Below are 25,606 nucleotides of genomic sequence, written 5' to 3'. Positions count from 1 at the left end.
ACAGTGCCTGGACTTCCACACCCCAGCCGAGGCCTTCTCCAGGGTGTTGCACTTCGAACGAGAATCCACATCCCGGCTTTCGCCGGGATGAGCGGTTGAGAGCGCATGTCCAGTCAGGCGGTCGCCGCGTCCTCTTCGAACAGCTTCTTCAGCTCGTTCTTGAGGATCTTGCCGTTGGCGTTGCGCGGCAGGGTTTCGTGCCAGAACTTCACCTTCACCGGGACCTTGAAGGCGGCCAGGTGCTCGGCCACGTGGGCCCGCAGTTCAGCCTCGGTGGCGCTGGCGCCCGGCTTCAGGGTGACCACGGCGCCCGGCTCTTCGCCCAGCGTCCGGTGAACAATGCCGACGACGGCGGCGTCCATCACCGCGGGGTGGTCATAGAGGACGTTCTCCACCTCGATGCAGTAGATGTTCTCGCCGCCCCGGATCAGCATGTCCTTGGCCCGGTCGATTATGAAGCAGAAGCCCTCCTCATCCACGCGGGCCAGGTCGCCGGTGCGCACCCAGCCGTCGACGAAGGTCTGGGCGGTCGCCTCCGGCTTGTTCCAGTAGCCCTTCACGATCTGCGGGCCGTTGGCCCAGAGCTCGCCCACCGCGTTGGGGGGCAGCACCGTGACGCCATCGGCGGGATCGCGAATCTGCAGCTCGCTGACCGGCACGGCGGGGCCGCAGCTGTCGGGGCGGTTGGCGTAGTCCTCGGCGCCGTGGGTGGTGACGGTGGCGCAGGTCTCGGTCATGCCCCAGCCGTTGCCGGCGGCCGACTTGGGGAAGGTCTCCTTGATCTTCCGCACCAGTTCCGGGGCGGACGGCGCGCCGCCATAGGCCACGCTCTCCAGGGACGACAGGTCGTACTTCTCCCGCAGGGGATGCTCGATGAGCTGCCAGGCGATGGTGGGCACGCCGCCGGCCGACTGGATCTTCTCGCGCTGGATCAGCTCGAAGGCGCGGATCACGTCCCACTTGTGCATCATCACCAGCTTGGCGCCGCCGATCAGTGACGGGTTCAGCACCGCGAAGCAGCCGGTGGCGTGGAAGAAGGGCACCGAGATCAGCGACGAGCGTTGCGGGGCATCGGGGTCGGGCGCGGGCGGCGCTTCGCCGCGACGCAGGAAGGCCCGCGCGCCCGAGGCGGCGCCGGCCATGATGTTGGAATTGACCGCGCGGTGGGTGGCCAGAGCCCCCTTGGGCTTACCCGTGGTGCCGGAGGTGTAGAAGATGGTGGCGTCGTCGTCGGTGTCGATCTCGGCGGGCGGGATGGCTTGGTCGGGCAGGCTGATCCACTCGTTGGCGCCGCCGATCACGGCCTCCAGCTTGGTCACCTGGGGATGGGCGATCTCGTCGATCTCGCGGCTGACATAGATGCGCTGCAGGTCAGGGCAGTTGGGCAGGTGCTCGGCCAGGCGGCCATAGCTGCCGGTGTCCAGGATGGCGATCTTGGAGCCGGAGTCGGTCAGGCCGTATTCCAGCTCGGGCCCGGTCCACCAGGCGTTCAGCGGCGTGACGATCGCCCCCAGGGAGGCCGCGGCATAGAAGGCCACCGGCCACTCCGGCAGGTTGCGCATGATGATGGCGACCCGGTCGCCCTTCTTCAGGCCCTGGCCCTGGAGTTCGACGGCGAACCTGGCGACGGCCCGGTAGAAGGCCTCGTAGGTGACCCGCTCGTCCTCATAGACCAGGAACACCTTCTCGCCGTGAGCGCGGCCGGCCTCCACCACCGAGCGCAGGGTCGGCGGCAGGTTCTTCCAGGTCTTGGTCTTGATACCCCGGATAACCACTTCCTCGACCTCCGCGGCCGATCCCGGCGCGGTGATCAGGGCGTTGGCCTCGGCGATGGACATGGCGGGCCAACCGGCCGGCAGGGCGTCCTGGGTCATCTGCTTTCTCCACTAGGTGCGCAGCTTGCCGCCGCGTCGTCGTGGGTGAACAAGCATAACCTAGGAGCCGACGCAAACGCCCGTTGGCAGAACGCCGGTTCGCCTCAGACCACCGCTTCCAGCCTCGCCAGCGCGCCTTCCAGCTTGATCTTGGCGGCCTCGGATTCGGCGAGGCGTTCGCGGTTCTCCTCCACCACCTCCTCCTTGGCGTTCGCGACGAAGGCCGGATTGCCGAGCTTCTTCATCACGTGGGCGATGTCGCTGGCGTGGGTGGCGATCTCCTTGGCCAGCCGAACCTTCTCGACGGCCAGGTCGATGAACTCGGCCACCGGCAGGGCGAAGGTCACGCCCTGGACCACGAAGGGGATGGCGCCCTGCGGCGCGGTCTCGGCGACCTGGACCTCCGAGACCCGCAGCAGCTGGGCCATGATCGGCCCATTGGCCTCCAGCACGGCGCGCTGGGCGGCGTCGGCCTCCAGCACCAGCAGCGGCGGACGCGCCGATCCTGGCACGTTCAGCTCGGCCCGCACCGAGCGACCCTCGGTGATGGCCGCCACGATCAAGCCGATCTCGGCTTCGGACTTCGGGTTCAGCAGGCTGGCCGGCAGGTCGGGCCATTGGGCGGTGATCAGCATGCCCTCGGCGCGCGGTGCGCCCAGATCGGCGGTCTGACTCCACAGCTCCTCGGTGAGGAAGGGCATGATCGGGTGCAGCAGCTTCAGGATCACATCGAGCGCCCAGGCGGCCGTGGCCTGGGTCTCGGCCTTGGCGGCGGCGTCCTCGCCCTTCAGCAGGGGCTTGGAGAGTTCGACGTACCAGTCGCAGTAGGTGTTCCAGATGAACCGGTACAACGCGTTGGCCGCCCCATCGAAGCCGCAGGCGGCGATGGCCTCGGTGACCGCCTGGGCGGTCTTCTGCGTCTCGCCGACGATCCAGCGGTTCAGCGGATTGGTCACCGCGGCCGGGTCGAAGCCCTCGGCTCGGACACAGCCGTTGAACTGGCAGAAATTGGCGGCGTTCCACAGCTTGGTGCCGAAATTCCGATACCCCTCAATGCGTTGAGTCGAGAGCTTGATATCCCGGCCCTGGCCCGACATGGCGGTCAGGGTGAAACGCAGAGGGTCGGCCCCGTACTGGTCCACGAGGTCCAGGGGGTCCATGACATTGCCCTTGGACTTGGACATCTTGGCGCCGCTGGCGTCGCGGACCAGGGCGTTGAAGAACACCCGCTTGAACGGAACCTGGCCGGTGAAATGGATGCCCAGCATCATCATGCGGGCGACCCAGTAGAAGATGATGTCGAAGCCCGTCACCAGGGTGTTGGTGGGGTAGAAGCGCGCCAGGTCGGCGGTCTCCTCCGGCCAGCCCAGGGTGGAAAACGGCCAGAGCCCCGAGGAGAACCAGGTGTCCAGCACGTCCTCGTCCTGGCGCAGCGGTTCGTCGCGGCCATAGAACTCGCGCGCCGCGGCCTTGGCGGCGGCTTCGGTCTCCTCGACGAAGATCTTGCCCTCCGGCCCATACCAGGCCGGAATGCGGTGGCCCCACCAGAGCTGGCGCGAGACGCACCACGGCTCGATGTTGCGCATCCACTCGTAGTAGGTCTTTTCCCAGGTCTTGGGTTCGAGGACCGTGCGCCCCTCCTCCACCGCCTTGATGGCGGGGCCGGCCAGGGTCTTGGCGTCGACGTACCACTGGTCGGTCAGGTAGGGCTCGACGACAACGCCGGAACGGTCCCCGTGCGGGACGGCGTGGCGGGTCTTCTCCACCTCCCGCAGCAGGCCCAGTTCCTCGAAGGCGGCGATCACCTTCTTGCGGGCCTCGAAGCGGTCCAGGCCCTGATAGTCGCGCGGGCCGTTCTCATTGATCTTCGCGTCAGGCGTGAAGATGTTGATCTGCGGCAGGTTGTTGCGCTTGCCGACCTGGAAGTCGTTGAAATCGTGGGCGGGCGTGATCTTCACCGCGCCGGAGCCCTTCTCGGGATCGGCGTATTCGTCGGCGATGATCGGAATCGGCCGGTTCACGATGGGCAGGCGCACAGCGCGGCCGATCAGGTGCTTGTAGCGCTCGTCGGTGGGGTGCACGGCGACGGCGGTGTCCCCCAGCATGGTCTCGGGCCGGGTGGTGGCCACGACGATCTCGCCCGAGCCGTCCTCCAGCGGATAGGCGAAGTGCCAGAAGTGGCCATCCACCTCCTTCTGCTCGACCTCGAGGTCGGAGATGGCGGTCTGCAGGGCCGGGTCCCAGTTCACCAGCCGCTTGTCGCGATAGATCAGCTTCTGCTTGTGCAGGGTGACGAACACCTTGCGCACGGCGGCCGACAGGCCCTCGTCCAGGGTGAAGCGCTCCCGGCTCCAGTCGCAGGAGGCGCCCAGGCGCCGCAGCTGGTTGGTGATGGTCCCGCCGCTTTCGGCCTTCCATTCCCAGACCTTGGCGACGAAGTCCTCGCGGCCCATGTCCCGGCGGCTCTGGTTGCCGGCGGCGGCCAGCTGGCGCTCCACCACCATCTGGGTGGCGATGCCCGCGTGGTCGGTGCCGGGCAGCCACAGGGCCGCCTTGCCGCGCATCCGCTCGAAGCGGATCAGCACATCCTGCAGGGTGTTGTTCAGCGCATGCCCGATGTGCAGCGACCCCGTCACGTTGGGCGGCGGGATCACGATGGAGAAGGGCTCGGCCGCCGGATCTGAGATCGGGGCGAACGCGCCGGAGCTCTCCCATTTCGCATAGAGACGGGGTTCGGCGGTTTTCGGGTCGAAGGTTTTTTCAAGCATGCTGGCTGCGGTGCATATACGGGCGCGGCGACAGCCGCAAATCCACGACACCCCGCACCCAACAAAACGTCATCCCTCCGGCGCGGACGCCTCGGGGATCATGGAGGGCCGGTTCCGGCCCTGACGATCAGGTGAGCTTTATACTCGGCCGCCGCGCGCGATGCGCTCGACTTCCGACTGGACGGTGTCCTGCACAATGCGCGGCAGGTTGTCGTCCAGCCACTGCTTGAGCAGCGGACGCAGCAGTTCGCGCACCACGTCTTCCAGGGTGCGGCCATCGCGCGGCATCAGGATCTGGGACGACAGGGCGCCGAAGGCCGCGGCGGCGGCGGCGGCGGCGGGATCGCTCACCAGGCCCGCGCCGGGGCCCACGTCCGGGGCGTCATCGGCCCAGGCGGTCGGCTCGGGCGGCGGCGGCGTATAGGCGGGCTCGGGTTCCGGCTCGGGCGCGGCGGCGGCATAGACGTCGATGTCGCCGTGGGTCTCGACCTTCTCGGTCAGTTCCAGGACGCCGTCGTCCTCGTCCTCGGGCGGGATCGGGATTTCTTCCCGCGGAGCCTCTTCGGCCACCGGCTCCTCGGCGGGCGCAGCCTCCCCGGCCGGCGCGTCATCTTCCGAGATGATGCGGCGGATGGAGGCCAGGATTTCCTCCATTGTCGGTTCTTGAGAGGTCTGATCAGACATTTTGAGCCGTCGCTGGAGCGAAGAGAGAATCCATCGGCGCCAGCCTAGGCGCGACGGTGCGATCCTGCAATTTCCGCCAAGCTGCGCAAGGGCGGATTCGCCCGACAGGCGAAAGGTCGCGCCTTCGCACGACCCGCTGCAGCCTATTGGGCGGTCGGCGCCGGTTTCGGGGCGGGCTTTTCCACAGGCTGAGGAACGAACACCGAATCGACGATGGCGATCGGCTCCTCCCACGGCACCCAGCCCCAGGTGATCCGCAGCTTACCGAAGTTCGACTTGGGGTCGTAGCGCGGCACGTTGGGGGTCAGGCGGCTGGCCTCCAGGTGGCCCATCTGGGAGAGCACGCTGGCGGCGGCGACATATTCATCGTGCCGGGCGTTGACCTGGGCCAACTCGGCGGCGCGCAGCTCGGACTCGGCGTTCAGCACGTCGAGGGTGGTGCGCAGGCCGACCTGCTGCTCCTGGCGGGTGCCTTCGGCGGCGATGCGCGCGGCGCGCACCTGGGTGTCGGAGGAGCCGATATTGGCGCGGGCGGCGGTGAGCTGGCTCCAGGCCTGGGTCAGGTTCTGCAGCACGGCCCGGCGGGCCGTCTCGACCCCGATGCGGTCGACATTGTTGCGCTCGATGGTCTGGCGCACGCGAGAATTGGTAAGGCCGCCGCTGAACAGCGGCAGGGTGACGGTCGCCCCGCCCGTGACGTTGCGGGAATAGAGATCACTGTCGAAGGGCTCAGCGCCGCCCGTGTAGCCCAGGCGGGCGGTCAGGGAGACCGACGGCATGCGCTCGGCTCGAGCGCCGGCCACGCGCGCCTTGCTGGCCTGCTCGGCGTACTGGGCGGCGCGAATCTGGGCGTTGTCCACCTGGGCGGTGTCGAAGGCCTGGTCCACGGTCGAAGGCAGCAGCGAGGCCAGCGACGGCTCGGGCGCCAGGTCGCTCGGGCTCTGGCCCACGACGGCGACATAGTTGGCGCGGCTGATGGCCAGCTGGGCCTGGGATAACTGGAACAGCGACTGGGCGGCGGACAGTCGCGACTCGGACTGGGCGACGTCGGTGCGAGTGATTTCGCCCACTTCGAAACGGGCCTTGGATTCCTCGAGCTGCCGCTCCAGCACGCGAACATTTTCCTGCCGGATGCGGACCGTTTCCTGGTCGCGGCGAGTGTCCACATAGGCGGTGATGACCGTGCCCAGCACCTGGGCCTCGACCCGGCGCAGGTTCTCACGGCCCGTCAGGATGTCGGCCTCGGCCGCGGAGACCGCGGCGGCGACGCGGCCGCCCGTGTAGAGGGGCTGGTTCAGAGACAGGGCGGCGCTGCCGGAGTTCCCCTCCTGGATGCCGGCGCCCCGGGCGTCGGCGACGCCATCGCCGTTGGTGTCGATGGTCAAGCCCCGCGCCGCGGCGGGGGTGCGGGTTTCCTGATAGGTCGCGCCGGCGGTGACGCTCAGCGAGGGCCGGTAGCCGGCCCGGGCCTGGACGTAGTTCTCGTCCAGGGCGCGCTGGGTGGCCCGCTGGGCCTGCAGGGTGGGGTTGGAATCGTAGGCAAGCGCGATCGCGTCGGCCAGGGTTTCGGCGGCGGCCGGACTCGCGGCGAGGCCGCAGATGAAGGCCGCGCTGCAGACCGCGGCGAGTAAACCTCCGCGACGGCTATTCAACATGCTTATCCCCGAAATCGGCGAGAGAAATCGGGGTCTATATGACCGCCGAATTGAGAGGACGCCAGAGGGCTCCACCTTAAGCTTTTTTCACACCAAGGTTTCGCGGGTGTTTCAGGGCGCTCAGAAGGCGAAACCATGTTGCGCTTCAAAGCCGCCGAGCAGCGGCGGCGTGGCGTCGAACACGGTGCGCCGGCCGATCTCGTCGTCGGCCCGGATGTAGAGCGCGGCCTTGCCCACCGGGCCCTCACGCTCCACCACCGCCAGGCGTCCGCCAGGGGCCAGGGCCTTCAGCCAGGCCTCCGGCGCGCGGGTCACCGCGCCCTCCACCACGATCAGGTCATAGTTGGCGCCAGGGACAGCGGTCAGGTCGCCGTCGTCGAGGCGCTCCACCACCACGCCCATGTCTTCCAGCACGGCCGCCGCATAGGGGGCGGCGATGGCCAGGGCCTTCTCCCCCGTCACGGGCTTTGCCATCTGCAGCAGCTTGGCCACATCGCGGGGCTTCAGCAGGGCGCGTCCGGGCGCGTACTCCACCGGCACGTCCGCATAGGCTAGGTACCGCTTGCCGGCCGGGACGAAGTCCTCACGCGGGATGACGCGCATGGCGTCGTGGATGCGGATGTCGGTGACGTCGCTGGGACGCACCTGGCTCTCCACCATGTTCGAACGAGCTGCGGCGAGATCGGCCATGATTCCCCAAACCGGAAACGTCAAGTTGCGCGCTTATAGGTCCGCCCTTAACCCGAACGCAATGCGACCCTGCGACAGACGTTGCCCGAGGCGGGCGGTTCTGTTAGCCATCCGCCCTTCCAAACTTCCGGCGTGTTCAAGACGTCGGCGGTGGCCTGATGGCGGAGTGGTTACGCAGCGGACTGCAAATCCGTGCACCCCGGTTCGATTCCGGGTCAGGCCTCCATACTTTCCCGAAAAACGCCGAGACTAGTGCGCCAGGGCGGGCTTGACCGTAGGCCCCTTGGCGCCGACGCGCAGGGCGGTGACCTGGGTCGGCTGCACGGGCTTGCCCTTGTTGCCCCAGGTCACGCGGGCATATGTCAGCACCTTGGCGATCTCCAGGTCGGTCAGTTCCGTGGAGAAGGCCGGCATGCCGCCCCGCCCCTTCAGGACCCGGATGATCGGCTCCTTCGGATCACCCTGGACCACCTTGCTGGCGGCCAGGGCGGGGAAGGCGCCATCGATGCCCTTGCCCGTGGGCTGATGGCAGGCCGCGCAGTTGTCGAGATAGAGCTGCTTGCCGTCGGCCGCGAAGGCCGGCGCCGCGCACAGGCCAAGCGCCGCCGCCAGCAGGGGAATCGTAAGACGCATCAACAGGAACTCCAGTCAGGCCGCTTGGGCGCGTTTATGCAGCTTGGCGATCTGCTGCCACGCGCTCTCGATCCCACCGGCCTGCCAGCCGGTCAGATAGGACAGGTGCTCGCCGGCCAGGTACAGGCGACCGTCGGGTTCGCAGAGGATGGGATAGGCGTCCCTGCGGGATTCCTCGTTCCACTCGGCCCAGCCGCCGAGATTGTGCTCGATCCGGTGCCAGGCGGCGCTGAACGAGGTCTCCACATTGTCGGCGTATTCCGGGAAGGCGACCTTGCCGCCCTGGGCCGCGAAGTCCTGGCGGGCCTTGGGGCTGAGCGCGCTGACCTTCGCCGCTGAGGCGCCGAAGTTGTAGTAGCCCTGCAGCACGCCCTTCTGGCTCTGGAAGCCGGTGGACGGCAGGGTGATCGTGTTGATCTCCGGGTTGTCGGTATAGACGTGGCCCCCGTAGATCGAGTGCTTCTCCTCCCAGAACCGGGTCTTCATCTGCAGGCCGATCTTGCCCACCAGGGCGTAGGACACCGCCCCGATCGCCTCCTTGAACTTGGCCGACACACCCATGTCCATCTGGCGCAGGACAGACAGCGGGATGGTGCAGATGCAGTAGTCGGCCTTCAGGGTCTCGGTCTTGCCGCCCGGGCCCGCGACGGTGACCTCCACGCCCTTGTCGTTCTGGCGGTACTTCTTCACCACGGTGGAGTAGCGGATCAGCTTGCCGATCTGGCGCTCGAAGCCCTTGGCGATCTGGTCCATGCCGCCCACCGGCTGGAACATGGTGCGCTGCTGCTCGTAGCCGGCCACCGACGTCAGCACGCGCCAGGCGTTGGACTGCATCACGTCGGTGAGAGCATAGGGCGCAGACATCTTGCCGGGACCGGGATCGAGCCCGGCGCCTGGGTCGATGTCAAAGCCGCGGCCGTCCGTGCCCTTGTAGGCCAGGTCGGCGTTCAGGTAGCCTTCGTGGGTCAGGTAGGCGAGGAACTTCTCGCGGTCGTCGGCGGTCATCTGCTGGTCCAGCGCGCCCTGCTTGACCTGCTTGGCCAGGATCTCGGCGGCGGACCCGCGGGCGTCCGCGGCGATCTGGCCCTTGCGGATCGCCTTGCCGGCCAGGGGCCCCTTGCCCTTGGCGAAGGCGACATAGGAGGCGTCGTTGTCGTTGACGAAGACCTCCAGCGGCACGTTGAACAGCTTGGTGTAGTGCAGGGTCGAGTGGTGGTGGTACGGGATCCGCCATGGGCCGTGGTTGATGTACAGCCCGTCGTCGAAGTCGCATTCCTGAGCCTCGCCCCCCAGCTCGGTCAGCTTGAAGCCCTTGCGCGCGGTCTGGCAGCGCCCGCCGGCGAAGTCGCGGGCCTCGATGACCATGACCTCGTAGCCGGCCTTCGACAGCTCATAGGCGCTGGCCATGCCCGCGACGCCCGCGCCCAGAACGATCACCTTCTTGCCCTTGCCGCCCTCCCCCAGCGCCGGCGGGCTCGCGTTGGCCGAGGCGATGCCGAACCCGAGGGCGCTCATGCCCGCCATCAGCAGGGCCGAACCGCCCATGCCGCCGAGGCTCTCCAGGAAGCTGCGGCGCGAGACGCCGCCACCGCTGTTCATCAGGTCCCGAGTCATCACCAATCCCCACGCACGACGCGTTGGCGCGCAAGGGAGCGGCAGGGGGCCGGGGAGACAATCGCCATTCTGACATTCCCCATGTGACCGGTGGAAAAGGGTACGACCGTGCCTAATGCCTGGGCGGCGGACGTTGGTTTTGGGCGCCGGGCGAATACCTGCGCGGCGAACGGCCGTTTCTAGCGGCCGTGGAAGTCCGCCGGCCGCTTTTCCAGGAACGAGGTCATGCCCTCCCGGAAGTCCTGAGTCCGGATCAGCTGGAGGAACTGCAGGTAGACGTGGTGGACGTGGTCGTTGAACGTCTCGTTCAGGCCCATGCGCATCAGCCGCTTGGCCGACTGCACCGCCAGCGGCGCGTTGGCGGCGATTTCGTCGGCCAGTTTCCGCGCCTCCGTCATCAGGTCTGCGTCCGGCACGACGTGGGTCGCCAGGCCCATCTCCAGGCTCTCGTCGGCGGTGAGGGTCCGGCCGGTGAAGATCAGCTCGGCGGCCTTGGACCAGCCGATCAGGCGAGGCAGGAACCAGGTTCCCCCCGATTCCGGAACGATGCCACGCTTGACGAAGGCGGCGGCCAGCTTGGCGCCCTGGGCCATCATGCGGATGTCGCAGCCAAGCGCGGTGTCCAGGCCATAGCCGGCCGCCGAGCCGTTCAGGGCGCAGATGGTGGGCTTGTTCATGTTGAAGATCACCGTGGGCGGGGCGGTCTTCAGGTCCAGGTCCACGGAGATGTTGCTGACCTGCGACTCCGAGCCGATCCCCGATCCGCTGGTGGCGCTGACCAGATCCAGGCCGGCGCAGAACGCCCTGCCCGTCCCGGTGAGGATGACGCAGCGGACCTCCGGGTCGGCGTCAGCCTGCAGCAGCAGCTTGGACAGCAGCGACAGCATGGGCCCCGAGATGGTGTTCAGCCGCTCGGGCCGGTTCAGGGTGATGGTGGCGACACCGCCCGCGACGTCATAGAGCACCTCGGCCGACTGGTCGGCGCGCGCCTGGGTGAGTGTCTCACTCATGGCCATCTCCCATTTGTCTGTTTTTTCGTTGGACCCAGCTAAGGACCGTTGCCGGTTCGATGCAAGGCCTATGGCGTGGCTGCGAAATCAGGGTTGGGGTCGTGGCAGGCGCGCACCGCTAGAAGAACAGCTTCCGGACGGTCAGTTTCACAGATCGGCCCACCGGATCCAGCAGGTCGGGCTGGTAGCTGATGGGGGTGACACCGGTCCCATCGCGGACCTCCTGGCGGCTGTCGAACAGGTTGTCCACCGACAGGGTCGCCCGCGCGCCGCGCAGCCACCGATAGTCGCGGGCGATAGGCTGGGCGCCCAGATCGGCGAACAGCCGCAGGTTCACCGTGGTCTGGTCGGAGAACTCCAGGTCGTCGGCCGTGGGGCCGCCCTCGACCCGCGTCGCCGCCTGCCAGTTGGCGTTCAGGGACGCGCCGAGGCCGCCCTTGGTGTAGTTGGCCTGCACATCCACCTGATGGCGCGGCGAGCCGCCACCGGCCCCGATGGCCGCGCCGTCCAGCAGGTCCAGCTCCGGCAGGCCGGGGCGGATCAGGATGTCATCGCGGAACGCCACGGTGTGATAGACGCCGAACTGGAAGACACCGCCCCGCGGGCCACCGCCGCCGAAGCCGCCGAAACCGCCACCGCCGCCCCGGCCGCCGCCACCGCCGCGATAGCCGCCGCCGGGGCCCTCCCCGCCGGGCGGCCGCCCCTCGGCGCGACGCTGGCGCATGGCGGCGATCTGTTCGGGCGTCGGCTGCGGGCCGACATTGCGCGAATAGGTGAAGCCGTAGCGCAGCTCGTCCCGCGCCTGGCTGGCGAAGTTCACGGGGCGGGCGTCGATCTGCACCAGCCGACCGCTGGCGTCGCGGACGAAGCGGTTGGGGAACGCGGCCTCCACCTGGGTCGAGGCTGACGGGAAGGAGGCCACCACGTCCTCGGTGCGGCTGGAGACGTAGTTGGCCTGGAAGGTCAGGTTGGTCTCGTCGAAGGGCTTGTAGGTCACGCCCAGCTTGAGGACCTCCCGCTGGCCTCCGGTGAGGTTCGGCGACCCGCCGGTCACCCGGGTGACGTCGACGGTCTCGCCGCGGCTCAGGTCGAAGACCCGCACGCCCGGGGTCGCCACCACGGGATCGCCCAGCTGGTTGATCGTGGGCGCCTGGTCGGTGCGATTGACCGAGGCCAGCAGGCGCAGCGGCTTGACCGGGGTCCAGTTCAGGCCCGCGCCCACGGTCTCCAGGTCGCCGTAGTCCGACAGGTGCTGGTAGCCAAGATTGACGTTGCCCGACAGCTTGCCGAAGGTCTCGCCCAGGCCTTCGCCGGCCCGCAGCAGGGGCACGTCGAAGCTGGCCTGCAACTGGCCGATATTGCGGGTCAGGTCGGTGGCCGTGGTGGCCCCGGCGCGAAGGGCCTCGCTCTCCAGGTTAGTCGTCGAGACCCGGCCCGTGAGGGTGGCCCCGATCTGCCCGGCCGGCAGGTCGAAGAAGGCGCGGTTGAGCACGATGTCGGACTGGGCCGAGGTGGTCACCGACTTGGTTCGATCGGTATAGGCGATGGCGCCCAGAGCCCGGTCGTTGAAGGACTTGGCCACGTTGCGCGAGAGATTGCCGGTGTAGGACCACTGCCAGCCGGCATAGGCGCCGCTCATGGCGCCCGCCAGGCTGGCGTTGTCGCTGGTGGAACGCCGGGTCAGGGCCTCGGTGGAGAAGGGCGAGAGGCCGAGCTTGGACTCCGTGTCGGTGGATTCGTAGGTCCCGTTGAGGGTGCCGGAGACGCCATTGCCCAGGGGCCGGGCGTAGACGGCGTTGAACACCACATTGGTGGTGTCGGGCTGCAGGGTCCGGAACGGGCTGGCGCCGATTACGTCGCGGTCGGCCTCCAGGATCGAGTCAGACTGGGTGGCCTTGGCGTCCAGGGTCAGACGCTGGCCGCGCTGGATACGCAGCACCGCGGCGTGCCCCGCCACCGTCGATCCGGCCGCCCCCTGGGTCGGGACCTGGACCGAACCCTCCGCCAGGGTGGCGCGGAACCGCTGGCGCAGGACCATGTTCACCACCTTCTGCTCGGCGGGGTAGCCGTACTTCAGCGAAACCTCCTCGGGCAGGATCTCCACCCGGGCGATGGCCTCGGTGGGCAGGTCGCGGATTTCGGAGAAGCCCGAGGCGCGGGCCCCGTTGATCAGCACCACCGGGCGGCCGCCGTTGCCCTGGCCGCTGCCGGTCTGGGGGGCCAGAGCCTCCAGCAGCTCCGAGACGCTGGCCGCGCCATAGGCGCGGATCTCGCGGGCCGAAAGCGTGACCTCCGGGGCGATGTCGCCCGCCACCGAGCCCCGCAGGGCGCGAACTCCGGCCGTCACCACCAACTCCTCGACCTCGGTGTCCTCGTCGCCATAGGCATCGGCTCCCGCGGCGGCGGCGGGCGCAGGGGTCTGGGCCTGGGCCGCGCCGGCGGTCAGGGCGACGGCGGCCGTGCCGGCGAGCAGTTGACGCAGGAGGCCGGACGCGATGGCGCCGGAGGCATGGGAGAAGCTCAAGATGATTGACCTGTTACTGAGGCGGGGGAAGCGGCGCAGTCTCTCTCTAGGAGACCTTTTCACCTGAACGCGCGATGACCGGACTTCCGTCGCTTCCTCATCCCGTCATGTGACTGGACGATGTCGTCGCGGAAACGGCGGAGGTAATACGCGTAACCTCTGCTTGGGCTCCCTAGCCCCGGCCGGACGCCTCCATCAGCCCGCCCAGACTGACGAAGGCTGTGGCGATAATTTTCCTCATCTGACCGCTCCCTTTGGCTTTTCTTTCCAAGGGCGGGCGGATATGCGGCGTTCCGACATCCGGCGCGTTGTTGTCGGCGGTTAGCGGACCCGGCCTGGTCGTGATAATCCCCCCGCAACGCCGCCCGTCGGCGGCCATGTTCTAGAAGTTTGGTTCCGCGTCAGAAGGGGCACAGATGAGTAGGGTGCTTGTTATCGGCGCTGGCGGTGTCGGCTCCGTCGCCGTCCACAAGATGGCCATGAGCCAGGACATCTTCTCGCACATCACGCTGGCCAGCCGCCGGCGCAGCAAGTGCGACGCCATCGCGGCCTCGGTCAAAGAGCGCACCGGCGTGACCATCGACACCGCCGAGCTGGACGCCGACGACATCGCGGCCACCACGGCGCTGATCAAGGCCGTGAAGCCCGGCCTCGTGGTCAATCTGGCCCTGCCCTATCAGGACCTGGCGATCATGGAGGCCTGCCTGGCGGCCGGGGTGAACTATCTCGACACCGCCAACTACGAGCCCCGCGACGAAGCCAAGTTCGAATACAGCTGGCAGTGGGCCTATCAGGAGCGGTTCAAGGCCGCCGGCCTGATGGCCCTGCTGGGCTGCGGCTTCGACCCGGGCGTGACCTCGGTCTTCACCACCTATGTCGCCAAGCACCTGCTGGACAGCATCGAGACCCTGGACATCCTCGACTGCAACGGCGGCGACCACGGCCACCCCTTCGCCACCAACTTCAATCCCGAGATCAACATCCGCGAAGTGACCGCCCCCTCCCGCCACTGGGAGAACGGTCAGTGGGTGGAGGGACCAGCCCTGGCCCAGAAGCAGGTCTTCGACTTCGAGCAGGTCGGCCCGCGAAACATGTACCTGATGTACCACGAGGAGCTGGAGTCGCTGGCCCGGTTCTATCCGGAGATCAAGCGCATCCGCTTCTGGATGACCTTCGGAGATTCCTACCTCAAGCACCTGGAAGTGCTGACCAATATCGGCATGACCCGCATCGATCCGGTGATGTTCGAAGGTCGCGAGATCATCCCCCTGCAGTTCCTCAAGGCCCTGCTGCCCGAGCCCTCGACCCTGGGCGCGGTGACCAAGGGCAAGACCAATATCGGCGTCATCGCCACCGGCGCGAAGGATGGCGCGGAGAAGACGGTCTACGTCCTCAACATCTGCGACCACGAGGAAGCCTATGCCGAGACCGGCAACCAGGCGGTCAGCTACACCACCGGCGTCCCGGCCATGATCGGCGCGGCCCTGATGCTGACCGGCCAGTGGCAAGGCGCGGGGGTGTTCAACATGGAGCAGCTCGATCCCGACCCGTTCATGGACATGCTGAACCGGCATGGTCTGCCCTGGCAGGTCAAGGATCTGCCGGCCCCCCTGGCCTTCTGAGGCCATGGAGACCCAGGCCGGCGGTCCCGGCGCCTTCGCCCGGTTTGACCTGGCCCGCGTGCCCTCCCCCTGCTTCGTGGTGGACGAGGCCGCCGTGCGGCGCAACCTGGCCACCCTGAAGGACGTGGGCGAGCAGGGAAACGCCAAGGTGCTGCTGGCGCTGAAGGCCTTCTCCATGTGGGCCCTGGCCGACGTGGTGGGGGAATACCTGGACGGAGTCTGCGCCTCGGGCCTGTGGGAGGCGAGACTGGCGCGCGAGCACTATCGCGGCGAGCTCACCACCTATTCGCCGGCCTACAAGGCCGCCGACCTGCCCGAGATCCTGCACCTGTCGGACACGGTGATCTTCAACTCCCCCGACCAGATCGCCAGGTTCGCAGCCCTGATCGCCGAGGCCCGCGCGCAGGGCGAGGTGTTCGAGATCGGCCTGCGCCTGAACCCCGAGCACAGCGAAGCCGAGGTCGCCAAGTACGACCCCTGCCAGACCGGCTCGCGGCTTGGCTTCCCGGTCTCCCAGCTGCGCCCGGAGCACCTGGACGGCGTCGACGGCCTGCACATCCACGCCCTGTGCGAGCAGGGCTTCGAGCCCCTGCACCGCATCTGGAAATCCCTGGAGCCCAGGCTCGAGGCCCTGCTGCCGAAGCTGAAGTGGCTCAACCTCGGCGGCGGCCACCACATCACCCGTGCGGACTACGACATCCAGGGGTTGGTGACACTGCTGCGCCAGATCCACGAACGCTACGGCGTCGAGGTCTATCTCGAGCCCGGCGAGGCCATCGCGCTGGATGCCGGCATCCTGGTGGGCGAGGTCCTCGACACCTTCGACAACACCCTGCCCGTGGCCATCACCGACATCTCGGCCACCTGCCACATGCCCGATGTCATCGAGGCGCCCTACCGCCCGGCCATGCTGAACGAGGCTGACACCGGTGTCGCGACCCGGCTGGGCGGCCCCTCCTGCCTGGCCGGCGACATCATCGGCGACTACGTGTTCGCACAGGCGCCCCAGCCCGGCGACCGCATCGCCTTCCTCGACCAGGCCCACTATTCGATGGTCAAGACCAACACCTTCAACGGCGTCCCCCTGCCGGCCATCGCGCTCTGGAACAGCGACACCGACGCCCTGCGCCTGGTGCGGGAATTCGACTACGCCGACTTCCGCGACCGGCTGTCCTGACGGGCTATCGCTGGGCCGGCTGAACCGTCATCTCCACCGCGATCCGATCCCCCGCCGTCACATTGGCCTTCTTTCGCACGGCATCCTTCAGCGGCAGGTAGTAGGTCCCCTCCCTGGCGAACATGGCGGTGGTGAAGAGCACGCCGTTGATGACCGCCTCCACCGGGATCATGCCCCAGCCATAGGTCACCAGCTTGGAAATACGCCGGATCTCCTCGGCCTCCGGGGCCGGTAGCGGGGCGAAGAAGAAGGGCGACGGGCCGCGCCAGTGGATGACCTCGGCCTCGAAGCTGAACGGGCTCACAGCCCCGTCCGCACCTGAAACAGTTCCGGGAAGAACGAGCCGTCCAGGGCCTTGGCCAGGTAGCTGGCGCCCGACGACCCGCCGGTGCCCTGTTTGAAGCCGATGATGCGTTCCACGGTCTTCAGGTGGGCGAAGCGCCACTGCTGGAAGCGGAACTCCAGGTCCACCAGCTTCTCGGCCAGTTCGTAGAGGTCCCAGTACTGTTCGGGGTCGCGGTAGACCGTGGCCCAGGCCGCGACGATGGCCGGATCGGCGACGTGGACTTGCGCCCAGTCGCGCTCGGCGGGCACGTCGAAACCACGCCGCTTCAAGAGCCGCACGCACTCGTCATAGAGGCTGGGGGCGGCCAGGGCGGCGGCAAGGTCGGCGTGGGCCGGCGTCCCTTCGTGGACCGCCAGCATGGACGCGTCCTTGGCCCCCATCAGGAACTCCAGCATCCGGTACTGGTGCGACTGGAAGCCGGAGCTCTGCCCCAGGTGCGGGCGGATGGCGTGGTATTCGCTCGGCGTCATGGTGGCCAGGACGTCCCAGGACTGGATCAGCTGGCCCTGGATGCGGCTGACCCGGGCGATCATCTTGAAGGCGGGGCCGAGGTCGTCCTGCGCGACCTGCTGGCGTGCGGCCGCCAGCTCGTGGATCGAAAGCTTCAGCCAGAGCTCCGAGGCCTGGTGGATGATGATGAACAGCAGCTCGTCGTGCTCGTCCGACCGCGGCCGCTGGGCGCTGAGGATCTGGTCCAGCGCCAGGTAGTCGGCGTAGCTGATGTCGGGCCGGGTGTGGATCTCGCTCATGTCACCGCCGCCACCTGGTTGAAGCGGGGTTCCCGCCATTCCTCGTGCGCCATCACCTGGGCCAGGTGATCGACGGCGTCCCAGACATCGACATATCGCACATAGAGCGGGGCCAAGCCGAACCGCAGCACGTCGGGCGCGCGGAAGTCCCCCACCACGCCGCGGGCGATCAGGGCCTGGACGATGGGGTAGCCGTTGTCGTGGGTCAGGGAGACCTGGCTGCCGCGCTTGGCGGAGTCGCGGGGGCAGGCGACGCCGAGGTCCGGACAACGCTCCGCCACCAGGTCCAGGAACAGGTCCCCCAGGGCGCGGGACTTGGCGCGAAGGGCCGACATCTCCACCCCGTCGAAGGCGCTGAGCGCCGCCTCCAGGGCCGTCAGCCCCAGGACCGAGGGCGTGCCGCAGAGGGTTCGCAGCATCCCCCGCCCCGGCGCGTAGTCGTCGCTGAAGGCGAAGGGCTGGGCGTGGCCCATCCAACCGGTGAGCGGGCTCTGGAACTCCGCCTGATGCCGCCTGGCCACGAAGGCGAAGGCCGGGGCTCCGGGGCCGCCGTTCAGGTACTTGTAGCCGCAGCCGACGGCCAGGTCGGCGTCCGCCCCGGTCAGGTCCACCTCCAGGGCCCCGGCGCTGTGGCTGAGGTCCCAGAGGGCGAGCGCGCCGACCTCGTGGGCCCAGGTGGTGAGGGCCGTCATGTCGTGCAGTTCGCCGCTCTTGTAGTGGGCGTGGGTCAGCAGCAGCAGGGCGACGCTGTCGTCCAGGGCGTCGGGCAGGCCGCCCGGATCCACCAGCCGCAGCTCCACGCCGGGCAGGAACTGCGCCAGGCCTTGCAGGATGTAGAGGTCGGTGGGGAAGTTGCCCGGCTCGCTGAGGATGACCTTGCGGCCCGGCCGCATCGCCAGGGCGCCCGCCGCCAGCTTGAAGAGGTTCACCGAGGTGGAGTCGGCCGCGATCACCTCGTCGGGCGCAGCGCCGATCAGGGCGGCGATCTTCGCCCCCACATGGCTCGGCAGGTCGATCCAGCCCGCGCTGTTCCAGCTCCGGATCAGGCCCCGGCCCCACTCGGCCTCGACCGCCTGCGCCAGCCTGCCCTTCACCGCCTTGGGCAGGGCGCCCAGGGAATTGCCGTCGAGATAGATCAGTCCCTCTTCCAGCTCGAACAGGTCGCGGCGGGCGGCCAGCGGATCGGCGCGGTCGAGCGCGAGGGCTTCATCGCGGGTCATCGGGCTGAGGAATAGTTGGGCTGGTCGATGGCCACCTGATCCTGGGCATTGGCGCGCAGGGCGGCCAGCAGGCCCGGCGTCTCGGCGTCCATCTCCCCGGCCTGCAGTCTGGCGCAGAGTTCAGCGGTGAGATCCTCGTAGCTCCCCGTGTGGCCCAGCAGGCCCGACATCCGCGCCACGGCCTCGGCCTCGGCGGCGGGACCCAGGGTCAGCTCGCGCTGCACGACACCGAGCACATTGACCGCCACCCGGGCCAGGAAGGCGTCGCGGGGTTTCAGCTCGGGGCGGACGGTGTCGATCCAGCGGGCCACGGCCTCCACCAGTTCCTCGGTGCGCGGATGGGTGATCACAGGCCGGCCTCCAACAGGTTGACGAGGTCGATCTCGGTCTCCGAGACCCGGCGGCCGATCATCGGCCGCTCCACCGAGCTCTCGGCGCCGGCGGCGTAGCTGGAATACATCATCAAACACATGACGCCCCACTTCAGCGACCCCAGGGCCTGCCAGTAGCGGAGGCGGCTGAGGTCCACCGGCGCGCCGCCCGCCTGCGCATAGCCCGCCAGCAGGTCGCCATAGTCGCCGAACCCGCCCACCGGCCTGTCGCTGCGCCCGAAGCGCCAGGAATTGACGCACAGCCAGCCCAGATCCTCGGCCGGGTCCCCCAGGTGGGAGAGCTCCCAGTCCAGCACCGCCGCGACACCGGTGTCGGGGCTGATCATCAGGTTGCCATTGCGGAAGTCGCCATGCAGCAGGACGTCGGCCACCGGCGGCGGCGTATGTTTCTTCAGGTGCTGGAAGGCCAGCTCCAGGATGGGCCGCTGGGCGCCCGACTGGCGGTAGACCTCCTCGTAGCGGTCCAGTTCCTCCGCCGCGTCCGACCGTTTCAGCGGGATGCCGTCCGCTGAGGCCGAATGGATCTGGGCCAGGATCTGGCCGCACTGGCGGGCCAGCGTGGGACGCACCGCTTCAAAGCGCGGATCGGTGACGATCTTGCGGCCCAGGGCCTCCCCGCCGATGCGGGCGGTGATGTGCGCCTCCCCGAGGCCATCGTCCGGTTCGCACAGCCGGACCAGCGGCGCGACGGGCGCCCCGACCTTGGCGGCGGCGGAGATCAAGGCGGCCTCGGTGGCGAGCGAGGTGGAGCGCGCGGTCGCCTCGTCGAAGGGCCCCGAGCGCCGGCGCAGGATCATTTCGCGGGGATCGCTCGCACCGGTCAGGGTGAAGGCCCAGGTCTCCATGCTCGCCCCGCCCGACAGGCGCTGGACGGCCTCGACGCCCGTCCCCCCGAGGGTCGGCGCCAGGCGCGCAAGCGCTTGTGGAATATCGACTTCCATGACGTGGCGGAACCTCAAGCTGACTCAGGCTTGACGATCTGCGGCTCTCAGCGTCGGCTTGTAAATCGTCAAAATGATCGGCCACCGGTTCCAAAAACAGGCCGAAGGGAAACGCCATGGACTTCAACCTGCCCCCCGAACTCGTCGCCTATCTGGCCGAGCTGGACAGCTTCATCGAGGCCAAGATCAAGCCCCTGGAGCAGCGCGACGACAATATGCGCTACTTCGATCACCGCCGGGAATATGAGCGCACCGACTGGGACGCCGGCGGTCTGCCGAAGAAGGAATGGGAGGACCTGCTGGGCCAGGCCCGCCGGCTGGCCGACGAGGCCGGGCACCTGCGCTACGCCTGGCCCCAGGAGCTGGGGGGCAAGGGCGGTTCCAACCTCGACATGGCGGTGATCCGCGAGCACCTGGCCGCCAAGGGCCTGGGCCTGCACAACGACCTGCAGAACGAGCACTCCATCGTCGGCAACAACCCCTTCATCCTGATGTTCAAGGAGTTCGCCACCAACGCCCAGTACGAGCGCGACGGCGAAAACCTGCTGGCCGGCAAGATGCGCACGGGGTTCGGCCTGACCGAGCCGGAGCATGGCTCCGACGCCACCTGGATGGACACCACCGCCGTGCGCCAGGACAAGGACGGCCAGCCCGGCTGGCTGATCCAGGGCGAAAAGATGTGGACGACGGGGATGCACGTGGCGACCCACGTCATGGTCTTCGCCCGCACCAGCGGCAAGGACGGCGACGCCACCGGCATCACCTGCTTTATCGTCCCGGCCGACACGCCAGGCGTGAAGATCGAGGAGTACCTCTGGACCTTCAACATGCCCACCGACCATCCGCGGGTCAGCTTCACCGACGTCTGGATTCCGGAGGACAGCTACTGGGGCCAGGTGGACCGAGGCCTGGGGTTGGGCCAGAGCTTCGTGCACCAGAACCGCATCCGCCAAGCCGCCTCATCCCTCGGCGCGGCGGTCTACTGCATCGAGGAGAGCGTCAAGTATGCCCGGGCCCGCAAGCCCTTCGGCAAGCCGCTCGCCGACAACCAGGCCATCCAGTGGCCGCTGGTGGAGCTGGCCACCCAGTGCGAGATGCTGCGCTGGCTGATCCGCAAGACCGCCTGGGACATGGACCACATGGAGCACAAGGAGATCGAGCGGCAGATCTCCGACAAGGTGTCGATGTGTAACTACTGGGCCAACCGCCTGGTCTGCGAGGCCGCCGACCGCGCCATGCAGGTGCACGGCGGCATCGGCTATTCGCGGCACAAGCCCTTCGAGCATATCTACCGCCACCACCGCCGCTACCGGATCACCGAGGGCGCCGAGGAGATCCAAATCCGCAAGGTCGCCGCCTTCCTGTTCGGCTTCATGGGGCCCAAGAAGAAGGCCTATGCCGAGGCCGGCCTCTGAGCCTTCCACCAGGGCTCGCCCGTCTCCTGACTGAGATGGGCGAGGTGCTGCATGATGCTCATGCTGCCGGCGAAATGCAGGAAGTAGGCCTTGGAGAGCTCGTTCCTCAGGTGGTTTATCAACCGCCACACCTCCGGATGCTCGACAGTCTCGATCTCGGCGAAGTCCAGGATGCGGCGCTCGTGGATCACCCAGTTGAAGCGCGGGGTGATGGGGACCAGCAGGCCCGCCCGGTGGATCTCCCGCGACAGCAGCGGCTGCTCGTAGAGGCGTGAGGCCGACTCCGAGGCGTAGATCTCCAGCAGCAGGCCGTTGTGATGCTGGGGGCTCATCACCAGCACCCCGGTGTTGAGCATCGGGGCCCCCTCCCCGTCGATCTCGGACTCCGAGAAGCCGTTCTCCTCGGTGAAGCGCCAGGCCAGGGGGGCCAGCTGCGGCTCCACCACCAGATTATGCAGGCGTTCGAAATAGATGTGCTTCTCGGCCTCGGAGAACTGGGCGCCCGAGAGGGACGCGCCGACCTTCGCCGGATCGGGAACCTCGCGCAGGATGTCGGGGGCGTGGGCGGCGATGACGATGTCGGCGTCGATCCAGACGATCCGCTCATAGACGCCCGACCAGGGCTGATCCAGCACCAGCAGCTTCTGCCAGGCCGGCGACCGGCCACGCCCGCGCGGCGAGGCGTCGGGCAGGTGGGCGATGACGATCAGGTCAAAGCCCCAGCGCTCAGCATAGGCCCGCCAATTGGCCTCGCACATGACCCGCCAGGTCTCGACATAGGCCTGCCCCACCAGGACGGTGACGATGGCGTTCCGATGGCCCGGAGACACCTCGTCGGCGGGGCTCTCCAGGAAGAACATCAGGCGCCGGCGATTTCGCGGGCCAGGGGGGCTGGGACCTTGGTCTGGTCCGGCGCCGTCAGGTCGGTTCCTTCCGGGCCGGCGATGGTCCTGGCGCCGGTCCAGGTGGCGCCTCCGTCGGTGGTGTCATAGCGGAACCACAGCGGGGCCCTGTCCTCCCACTCGGCCTTGGCCACCAGGGAGCCCTTGCCCGCCCGGCTGATCGACAGGCTGACGAATTCCGGATGCTCGGCCGGGGCGTTCAGTTCCTCCGGGGACGAAAGCCCGACGCAGACCAGGGCGCCGCCGCCGGTGGGCAGCAGGGCGATCCCCAGCGGCCCGCCGCCTTCGCGGGTGACCTTGGTGATCAGGTAGAGGCCCGCCGGGCCGTAGCGCACGGCCTGGACCTGCGAAATCGGGTCGATCATGTAGCCGGCCCAGCCCCCGCCGGTCTTGCGGAACACCGTCGCGCCGGTGGCGCCGCCGATCACCACCGGGCCGGGGAAGCCCGCGGGTGAGACCACGAAGGCCTGCGGCGCCTCCACCAGCAGCCGGCGGCTGTTGCGGTCGAAGGGCGCGGGCGCCGCGCAGTCGCCCTCGTGCGCCAGCAAGGCCTCGCGGGCGGCGTTCTGTTCGGCGTCGGTCAAGGGCGTGACGGCCGGTGGGGGCGGCGGGACCGGCGCGGGCTTCTGACAGGCGGCCAGGCTGAGCGCGGCGACCAGGGCGATCATCGGCGGGCGCATGACGGTCCTCATCCGTAGAGGCGGTCCATCACCGCCGGCAGGCTGTCGGGCAGGCCCAGCAGGGGGCCGGAGGACAGCAGCAGCACGATCTCGTCGCCCTTCAGGTGCGACAGCTGCTCGATCACCGCCTGGGCGCTGGTAGGCCCCTCGACCCTGACGCCCGCCGCATAGACGCGCTCCAGGATCTCGGCGTGGGTCGACTGGTGGTGGGTCTCGGCGCCGTGTCCCGGCGGCGGGATGATCAGCACGCGGGAGACCCCAGAGAACACCGTGTCGTACCAGGCCAGGGCGTCCTTGCTGCGCCAGGAGAAGGTGTGGGGCTCGAACACCACGATCAGCGGGCGGTCCGGATAGTGCAGCTGCAGGGCGTCGATGGCCGAGCGCGCCTTCTCATAGGACGAGCCGAAGCCCTCGATCAGCGGAACCCTGGAGGTTCGGGTCAACCGGTCCAGGCGGCGGCGGATGCCGTCGAAACTGGCGACGCCCTTGATCAGGTCCGCCTCGCTGACCAGGTGGCGCTCCCGCAGGAAGGCGCTGACGCCGACGATGTTCTCGATGTTGTGCGCGCCCAACAGGGTTGTGCTCAGCGGCAGGCGCTCGCCGTCCCGGTGGACCAGCGTGAAGGTCGTGGTTTCGCCATAGGCCACGTCGTCGCTGAACCAGCCGTCGCAGGGAACCGTGTCGTACCAGACCGTGTGGGCCTGGGTTTCGGCGGCGATCTTGTGGATGGCCGAGTGGTCGCGGGCCACCATCAGCCCGCCCTTGGGCAGGTCGTGCATCAGCCGGATGAACGGCGCCTCGTACTCGCGGAAGGTCGGGAAGACGTTGACGTGGTCGTGGACCAGGGAGGTCAGCAGCAGGTGGGCCGGGTGGTAGAGGTCGAACTTCGAGCGCCCGTCGCCATTGCCGACGATGTACTCATCCCCCTCCAGCACGATCTCGTGGCGGGTCCCCCAGTGGCCTGTGGCCGGCAGGGAGGGCGAGATCGCGCCGATCATCCAGCCGGAATCGTGGCCGGCCTCTCGCAGGATGTGGGCCATCAGGGCCGAGCAGGTGGACTTCCCGAAGGAGCCCGCCACCACGATGTTCTCGCGGCGACTGGTGGTCTCCCCCACCAGTTCGGCGAAGGTGGTGATGCGGGCGCCGCGGGCTCGGGCGGCGGCCACCTCCACATTGTCGTCGCCCCCCAGCTTGGCGCTGGTCCCCAGCACCAGGACGTCGAGATCCTTCGGGAGGTTGGCGGCATCGAAGCGGTAGGTCACCGGGAAGCCCAGCCCGGCCACATAGGTGGACATCGGCGGGAAGACGTCCTCGTCCGAGCCGGAGACCTCGTGGCCCGCGTCGCGCATCATCAGCGCCACCGCGCTCATGCCTGCCCCAGCTATGCCCGTGAAATGAATGCGCATCGCGATTCCGCCTGAGACCGGCCCTGAGTTAGCCGACCCCTTGCCTCTCCGTCGAGGGCGTCGCGCGCGCCGACGGTTAAGACCTGATTAACCATAAGGGCGGAGTCTCTGCTGGTCTTCCTTGAAGACACCCCACCATCACCACTTCACAGCCCGGCCTCGGCCGGGCTCTTTTTTTGGCCGACCGGCGGATTGGCTTGGCGGCCCCGGCGTCAAGGCGCGCAGGCTCCTCCCAAAATCGTGTGTGGAGGATGCGCCATGGCCAAGGCCCCGACCGGATTCAAGACCCGTCTGGAACCCCAGGACGAGTTCACCCACGATCCGGGTGACGTGAAAAACTACAACGAAAGCATGTACTTCAATGTCTTCGATCCTAGATCGAAGACCGGCGGCTGGTTCCGCATCGGCAACCGCGCCAATGAGCACTATGCCGAGATGACCATCTGCCTCTACCTGCCCGACGGGCGGGTGGGCTTCATGTTCGCCCGGCCCGCCATCAGCGACAATTCGGAGATGAACGCCGGGGGGCTCAAGGTCGAGGTGATCGAGCCCTTCAAGCACCTGCGGGTGACCTATTCGGGCAAGGCGCTGATTCTCGAGCGGCCCCACGAGATGGCGGACCCGAAAAAGGCGTTCCGCGACAATCCCTCCCTCCCCTGCACCATCAGCCTCGACTACGAGGGCGTCTCGCCGATGTACGGCGGCGAGACGGTGCGCGAGGACGGGGTCCCGATCGAGATCGATCCGGAAAAGTCCTTCGCCAAGGCCCATTACGAACAGCACTGCTCGGCCAAGGGCGCCTTCACCATCGGCGACGAGCGCTTCGAGATCCAGGGCTACGGCCTGCGCGACAAGTCCTGGGGCCCGCGCCACTGGCAGGCCATCGACTGGTATCGCTGGTGCCCGATGAACTTCGGCCGCGACTTCGGGATGATGCTGTCGGTGATCGGCGACGGCAAGGGCGGCGCCCGCCAGGGCGGCATGGTGTTCGCCGACGGGGCCTATGACCTGATTTCCGAGTGCGTGATCGACTCAGACTGGGACGAGCGCGGCTACCAGACCGCCCTGCGCGCCAAGGTGAAGACCGAGGGCGGCAAGAGCTATGAGGTGACGGGCAAGGTCATGTCCCTCATCCCCCTGCGCAACCGCCGCACCACGCCGGACGGCCAGGAGCTGCAGACCCGCATCACCGAGGGCATGACGCAATACCGTTGCGGCGACCTCGTGGGCTACGGCCTGAGCGAGTACCTCGACCAGATCATCGACGGCCAGCCGAACGGCAAAACCGCGGGGTACTGAAAGAG

General features: G+C 68.2%; 21 protein-coding genes and 1 tRNA gene. 5 read left to right on the top strand and 17 right to left on the bottom strand.

Annotated features, from left to right (window positions below):
• Positions 1-113: 113 nt before the first annotated feature.
• The 5 genes from OCL97_RS14735 to OCL97_RS14715 form a co-directional block, all read right to left on the bottom strand.
• Positions 114-1,874 carry a class I adenylate-forming enzyme family protein gene (locus OCL97_RS14735; RefSeq protein ID WP_305339114.1) on the bottom strand — a complete coding sequence of 587 codons (1,761 nt, stop codon included), beginning with the start codon at positions 1,872-1,874 and terminating at the stop codon, positions 114-116.
• A 104-nt stretch (positions 1,875-1,978) separates the two neighbouring features.
• Positions 1,979-4,642 (bottom strand): valine--tRNA ligase, encoded by a 2,664-nt coding sequence (locus OCL97_RS14730; protein ID WP_377370673.1) that lies wholly within the window; start codon positions 4,640-4,642, stop codon positions 1,979-1,981.
• Between the two features lie 138 nt (positions 4,643-4,780).
• The gene (locus tag OCL97_RS14725; RefSeq protein WP_377370672.1) at positions 4,781-5,326 is read right to left on the bottom strand and encodes a DUF2497 domain-containing protein; all 546 of its coding nucleotides are present in this window, start codon (positions 5,324-5,326) and stop codon (positions 4,781-4,783) included.
• Between the two features lie 143 nt (positions 5,327-5,469).
• Positions 5,470-6,981, bottom strand: coding sequence for a TolC family outer membrane protein (locus OCL97_RS14720; protein ID WP_377370671.1), 1,512 nt, complete (start codon positions 6,979-6,981; stop codon positions 5,470-5,472).
• 120 nt (positions 6,982-7,101) lie between these two features.
• Positions 7,102-7,674, bottom strand: coding sequence for a protein-L-isoaspartate O-methyltransferase family protein (locus OCL97_RS14715; protein ID WP_377370676.1), 573 nt, complete (start codon positions 7,672-7,674; stop codon positions 7,102-7,104).
• A gap of 149 nt (positions 7,675-7,823) precedes the next feature.
• Between OCL97_RS14715 and OCL97_RS14710 the strand changes: the two genes are divergently transcribed.
• Positions 7,824-7,897 (top strand) — tRNA-Cys (locus tag OCL97_RS14710).
• A gap of 23 nt (positions 7,898-7,920) precedes the next feature.
• Here the strand turns inward: OCL97_RS14710 and OCL97_RS14705 are convergent.
• From OCL97_RS14705 to OCL97_RS14690, 4 genes are all read right to left on the bottom strand, one after another.
• On the bottom strand, positions 7,921-8,304 hold the full coding sequence (locus OCL97_RS14705; protein ID WP_377370670.1) for a c-type cytochrome: 384 nt from the start codon (positions 8,302-8,304) through the stop codon (positions 7,921-7,923).
• Positions 8,305-8,319: 15 nt separating this feature from the next.
• Positions 8,320-9,918: a flavin monoamine oxidase family protein gene (locus OCL97_RS14700; RefSeq protein ID WP_377370669.1), complete on the bottom strand. Its 1,599-nt coding sequence runs from the start codon at positions 9,916-9,918 to the stop codon at positions 8,320-8,322.
• Between the two features lie 179 nt (positions 9,919-10,097).
• Positions 10,098-10,928: an enoyl-CoA hydratase/isomerase family protein gene (locus OCL97_RS14695; RefSeq protein WP_377370668.1), complete on the bottom strand. Its 831-nt coding sequence runs from the start codon at positions 10,926-10,928 to the stop codon at positions 10,098-10,100.
• 118 nt (positions 10,929-11,046) lie between these two features.
• Positions 11,047-13,452 carry a TonB-dependent receptor gene (locus OCL97_RS14690; protein ID WP_377370667.1) on the bottom strand — a complete coding sequence of 802 codons (2,406 nt, stop codon included), beginning with the start codon at positions 13,450-13,452 and terminating at the stop codon, positions 11,047-11,049.
• Between the two features lie 416 nt (positions 13,453-13,868).
• Between OCL97_RS14690 and OCL97_RS14685 the strand changes: the two genes are divergently transcribed.
• Positions 13,869-15,074, top strand: coding sequence for a saccharopine dehydrogenase family protein (locus OCL97_RS14685; protein WP_377370666.1), 1,206 nt, complete (start codon positions 13,869-13,871; stop codon positions 15,072-15,074).
• Between the two features lie 4 nt (positions 15,075-15,078).
• On the top strand, positions 15,079-16,251 hold the full coding sequence (locus tag OCL97_RS14680; protein WP_377370665.1) for a carboxynorspermidine decarboxylase: 1,173 nt from the start codon (positions 15,079-15,081) through the stop codon (positions 16,249-16,251).
• Positions 16,252-16,255: 4 nt separating this feature from the next.
• Here OCL97_RS14680 and OCL97_RS14675 read toward each other — a convergent pair whose 3' ends face one another.
• Genes OCL97_RS14675 through OCL97_RS14655 form a run of 5 tightly spaced genes read right to left on the bottom strand, consistent with a single transcriptional unit; the run spans position 16,256 to position 19,917 of the window.
• Positions 16,256-16,555 carry a DUF1905 domain-containing protein gene (locus OCL97_RS14675; protein WP_377370664.1) on the bottom strand — a complete coding sequence of 100 codons (300 nt, stop codon included), beginning with the start codon at positions 16,553-16,555 and terminating at the stop codon, positions 16,256-16,258.
• On the bottom strand, positions 16,552-17,346 hold the full coding sequence (locus tag OCL97_RS14670) for a tryptophan 2,3-dioxygenase (RefSeq protein WP_377370663.1): 795 nt from the start codon (positions 17,344-17,346) through the stop codon (positions 16,552-16,554). The genes OCL97_RS14675 and OCL97_RS14670 overlap by 4 nt, the downstream gene beginning before the upstream one ends.
• Positions 17,343-18,566, bottom strand: coding sequence for a kynureninase (kynU, locus tag OCL97_RS14665; RefSeq protein WP_377370662.1), 1,224 nt, complete (start codon positions 18,564-18,566; stop codon positions 17,343-17,345). The genes OCL97_RS14670 and kynU overlap by 4 nt, the downstream gene beginning before the upstream one ends.
• On the bottom strand, positions 18,563-18,916 hold the full coding sequence (locus tag OCL97_RS14660; RefSeq protein ID WP_377370661.1) for a DUF6285 domain-containing protein: 354 nt from the start codon (positions 18,914-18,916) through the stop codon (positions 18,563-18,565). Before OCL97_RS14660 ends, kynU begins: the two co-directional genes overlap by 4 nt.
• Positions 18,913-19,917: a phosphotransferase family protein gene (locus tag OCL97_RS14655; protein WP_377370660.1), complete on the bottom strand. Its 1,005-nt coding sequence runs from the start codon at positions 19,915-19,917 to the stop codon at positions 18,913-18,915. Before OCL97_RS14655 ends, OCL97_RS14660 begins: the two co-directional genes overlap by 4 nt.
• Before the next feature lie 98 nt (positions 19,918-20,015).
• Here OCL97_RS14655 and OCL97_RS14650 point away from each other — a divergent pair, with 98 nt between their 5' ends.
• Positions 20,016-21,314, top strand: a complete 1,299-nt coding sequence (locus OCL97_RS14650) for an acyl-CoA dehydrogenase family protein (RefSeq protein WP_377370659.1) — start codon at positions 20,016-20,018, stop codon at positions 21,312-21,314.
• On the opposite strand, the gene OCL97_RS14645 is transcribed toward OCL97_RS14650, so the two are convergent.
• From OCL97_RS14645 to OCL97_RS14635, 3 genes are read right to left on the bottom strand one after another with little or no spacing between them, the layout of a single operon-like run.
• Positions 21,293-22,174, bottom strand: a complete 882-nt coding sequence (locus tag OCL97_RS14645) for a hypothetical protein (protein WP_377370658.1) — start codon at positions 22,172-22,174, stop codon at positions 21,293-21,295. The two genes, OCL97_RS14650 and OCL97_RS14645, sit on opposite strands and share 22 nt — an antisense overlap.
• Positions 22,174-22,896, bottom strand: a complete 723-nt coding sequence (locus OCL97_RS14640; RefSeq protein WP_377370657.1) for a hypothetical protein — start codon at positions 22,894-22,896, stop codon at positions 22,174-22,176. The genes OCL97_RS14645 and OCL97_RS14640 overlap by 1 nt, the downstream gene beginning before the upstream one ends.
• An 8-nt stretch (positions 22,897-22,904) precedes the next feature.
• Complete coding sequence (locus OCL97_RS14635) at positions 22,905-24,302, bottom strand: Mur ligase family protein (protein ID WP_377370656.1); 1,398 nt, start codon at positions 24,300-24,302, stop codon at positions 22,905-22,907.
• Positions 24,303-24,560: 258 nt separating this feature from the next.
• Here OCL97_RS14635 and OCL97_RS14630 point away from each other — a divergent pair, with 258 nt between their 5' ends.
• Positions 24,561-25,601, top strand: a complete 1,041-nt coding sequence (locus tag OCL97_RS14630; RefSeq protein WP_304776553.1) for a DUF7064 domain-containing protein — start codon at positions 24,561-24,563, stop codon at positions 25,599-25,601.
• The last annotated feature ends 5 nt before the right edge of the window (positions 25,602-25,606 follow it).

Origin of the sequence: Phenylobacterium ferrooxidans, from assembly GCF_042714595.1 — a bacterium.
Classification (GTDB): Bacteria; Pseudomonadota; Alphaproteobacteria; order Caulobacterales; family Caulobacteraceae; genus Phenylobacterium; species Phenylobacterium ferrooxidans.
Note: the sequence above shows the minus strand (reverse complement) of the source record. Positions and strands in the feature narration are given on the sequence as shown.

What these genes read in the sequence shown, in the direction of transcription:
- OCL97_RS14640 (WP_377370657.1), bottom strand. Translation starts at nt 22,896, where the DNA reads ATGCGCCCGCCGATGATCGCCCTGGTCGCCGCGCTCAGCCTGGCCGCC.
- OCL97_RS14735 (WP_305339114.1), bottom strand. Translation starts at nt 1,874, where the DNA reads ATGACCCAGGACGCCCTGCCGGCCGGTTGGCCCGCCATGTCCATCGCC.
- OCL97_RS14705 (WP_377370670.1), bottom strand. Translation starts at nt 8,304, where the DNA reads ATGCGTCTTACGATTCCCCTGCTGGCGGCGGCGCTTGGCCTGTGCGCG.
- OCL97_RS14700 (WP_377370669.1), bottom strand. Translation starts at nt 9,918, where the DNA reads ATGACTCGGGACCTGATGAACAGCGGTGGCGGCGTCTCGCGCCGCAGC.
- kynU (WP_377370662.1), bottom strand. Translation starts at nt 18,566, where the DNA reads ATGACCCGCGATGAAGCCCTCGCGCTCGACCGCGCCGATCCGCTGGCC.
- OCL97_RS14730 (WP_377370673.1), bottom strand. Translation starts at nt 4,642, where the DNA reads ATGCTTGAAAAAACCTTCGACCCGAAAACCGCCGAACCCCGTCTCTAT.
- OCL97_RS14670 (WP_377370663.1), bottom strand. Translation starts at nt 17,346, where the DNA reads ATGAGCGAGATCCACACCCGGCCCGACATCAGCTACGCCGACTACCTG.
- OCL97_RS14650 (WP_377370659.1), top strand. Translation starts at nt 20,016, where the DNA reads ATGGACTTCAACCTGCCCCCCGAACTCGTCGCCTATCTGGCCGAGCTG.
- OCL97_RS14720 (WP_377370671.1), bottom strand. Translation starts at nt 6,981, where the DNA reads ATGTTGAATAGCCGTCGCGGAGGTTTACTCGCCGCGGTCTGCAGCGCG.
- OCL97_RS14685 (WP_377370666.1), top strand. Translation starts at nt 13,869, where the DNA reads ATGAGTAGGGTGCTTGTTATCGGCGCTGGCGGTGTCGGCTCCGTCGCC.
- OCL97_RS14695 (WP_377370668.1), bottom strand. Translation starts at nt 10,928, where the DNA reads ATGAGTGAGACACTCACCCAGGCGCGCGCCGACCAGTCGGCCGAGGTG.
- OCL97_RS14680 (WP_377370665.1), top strand. Translation starts at nt 15,079, where the DNA reads ATGGAGACCCAGGCCGGCGGTCCCGGCGCCTTCGCCCGGTTTGACCTG.
- OCL97_RS14645 (WP_377370658.1), bottom strand. Translation starts at nt 22,174, where the DNA reads ATGTTCTTCCTGGAGAGCCCCGCCGACGAGGTGTCTCCGGGCCATCGG.
- OCL97_RS14725 (WP_377370672.1), bottom strand. Translation starts at nt 5,326, where the DNA reads ATGTCTGATCAGACCTCTCAAGAACCGACAATGGAGGAAATCCTGGCC.
- OCL97_RS14635 (WP_377370656.1), bottom strand. Translation starts at nt 24,302, where the DNA reads ATGCGCATTCATTTCACGGGCATAGCTGGGGCAGGCATGAGCGCGGTG.
- OCL97_RS14630 (WP_304776553.1), top strand. Translation starts at nt 24,561, where the DNA reads ATGGCCAAGGCCCCGACCGGATTCAAGACCCGTCTGGAACCCCAGGAC.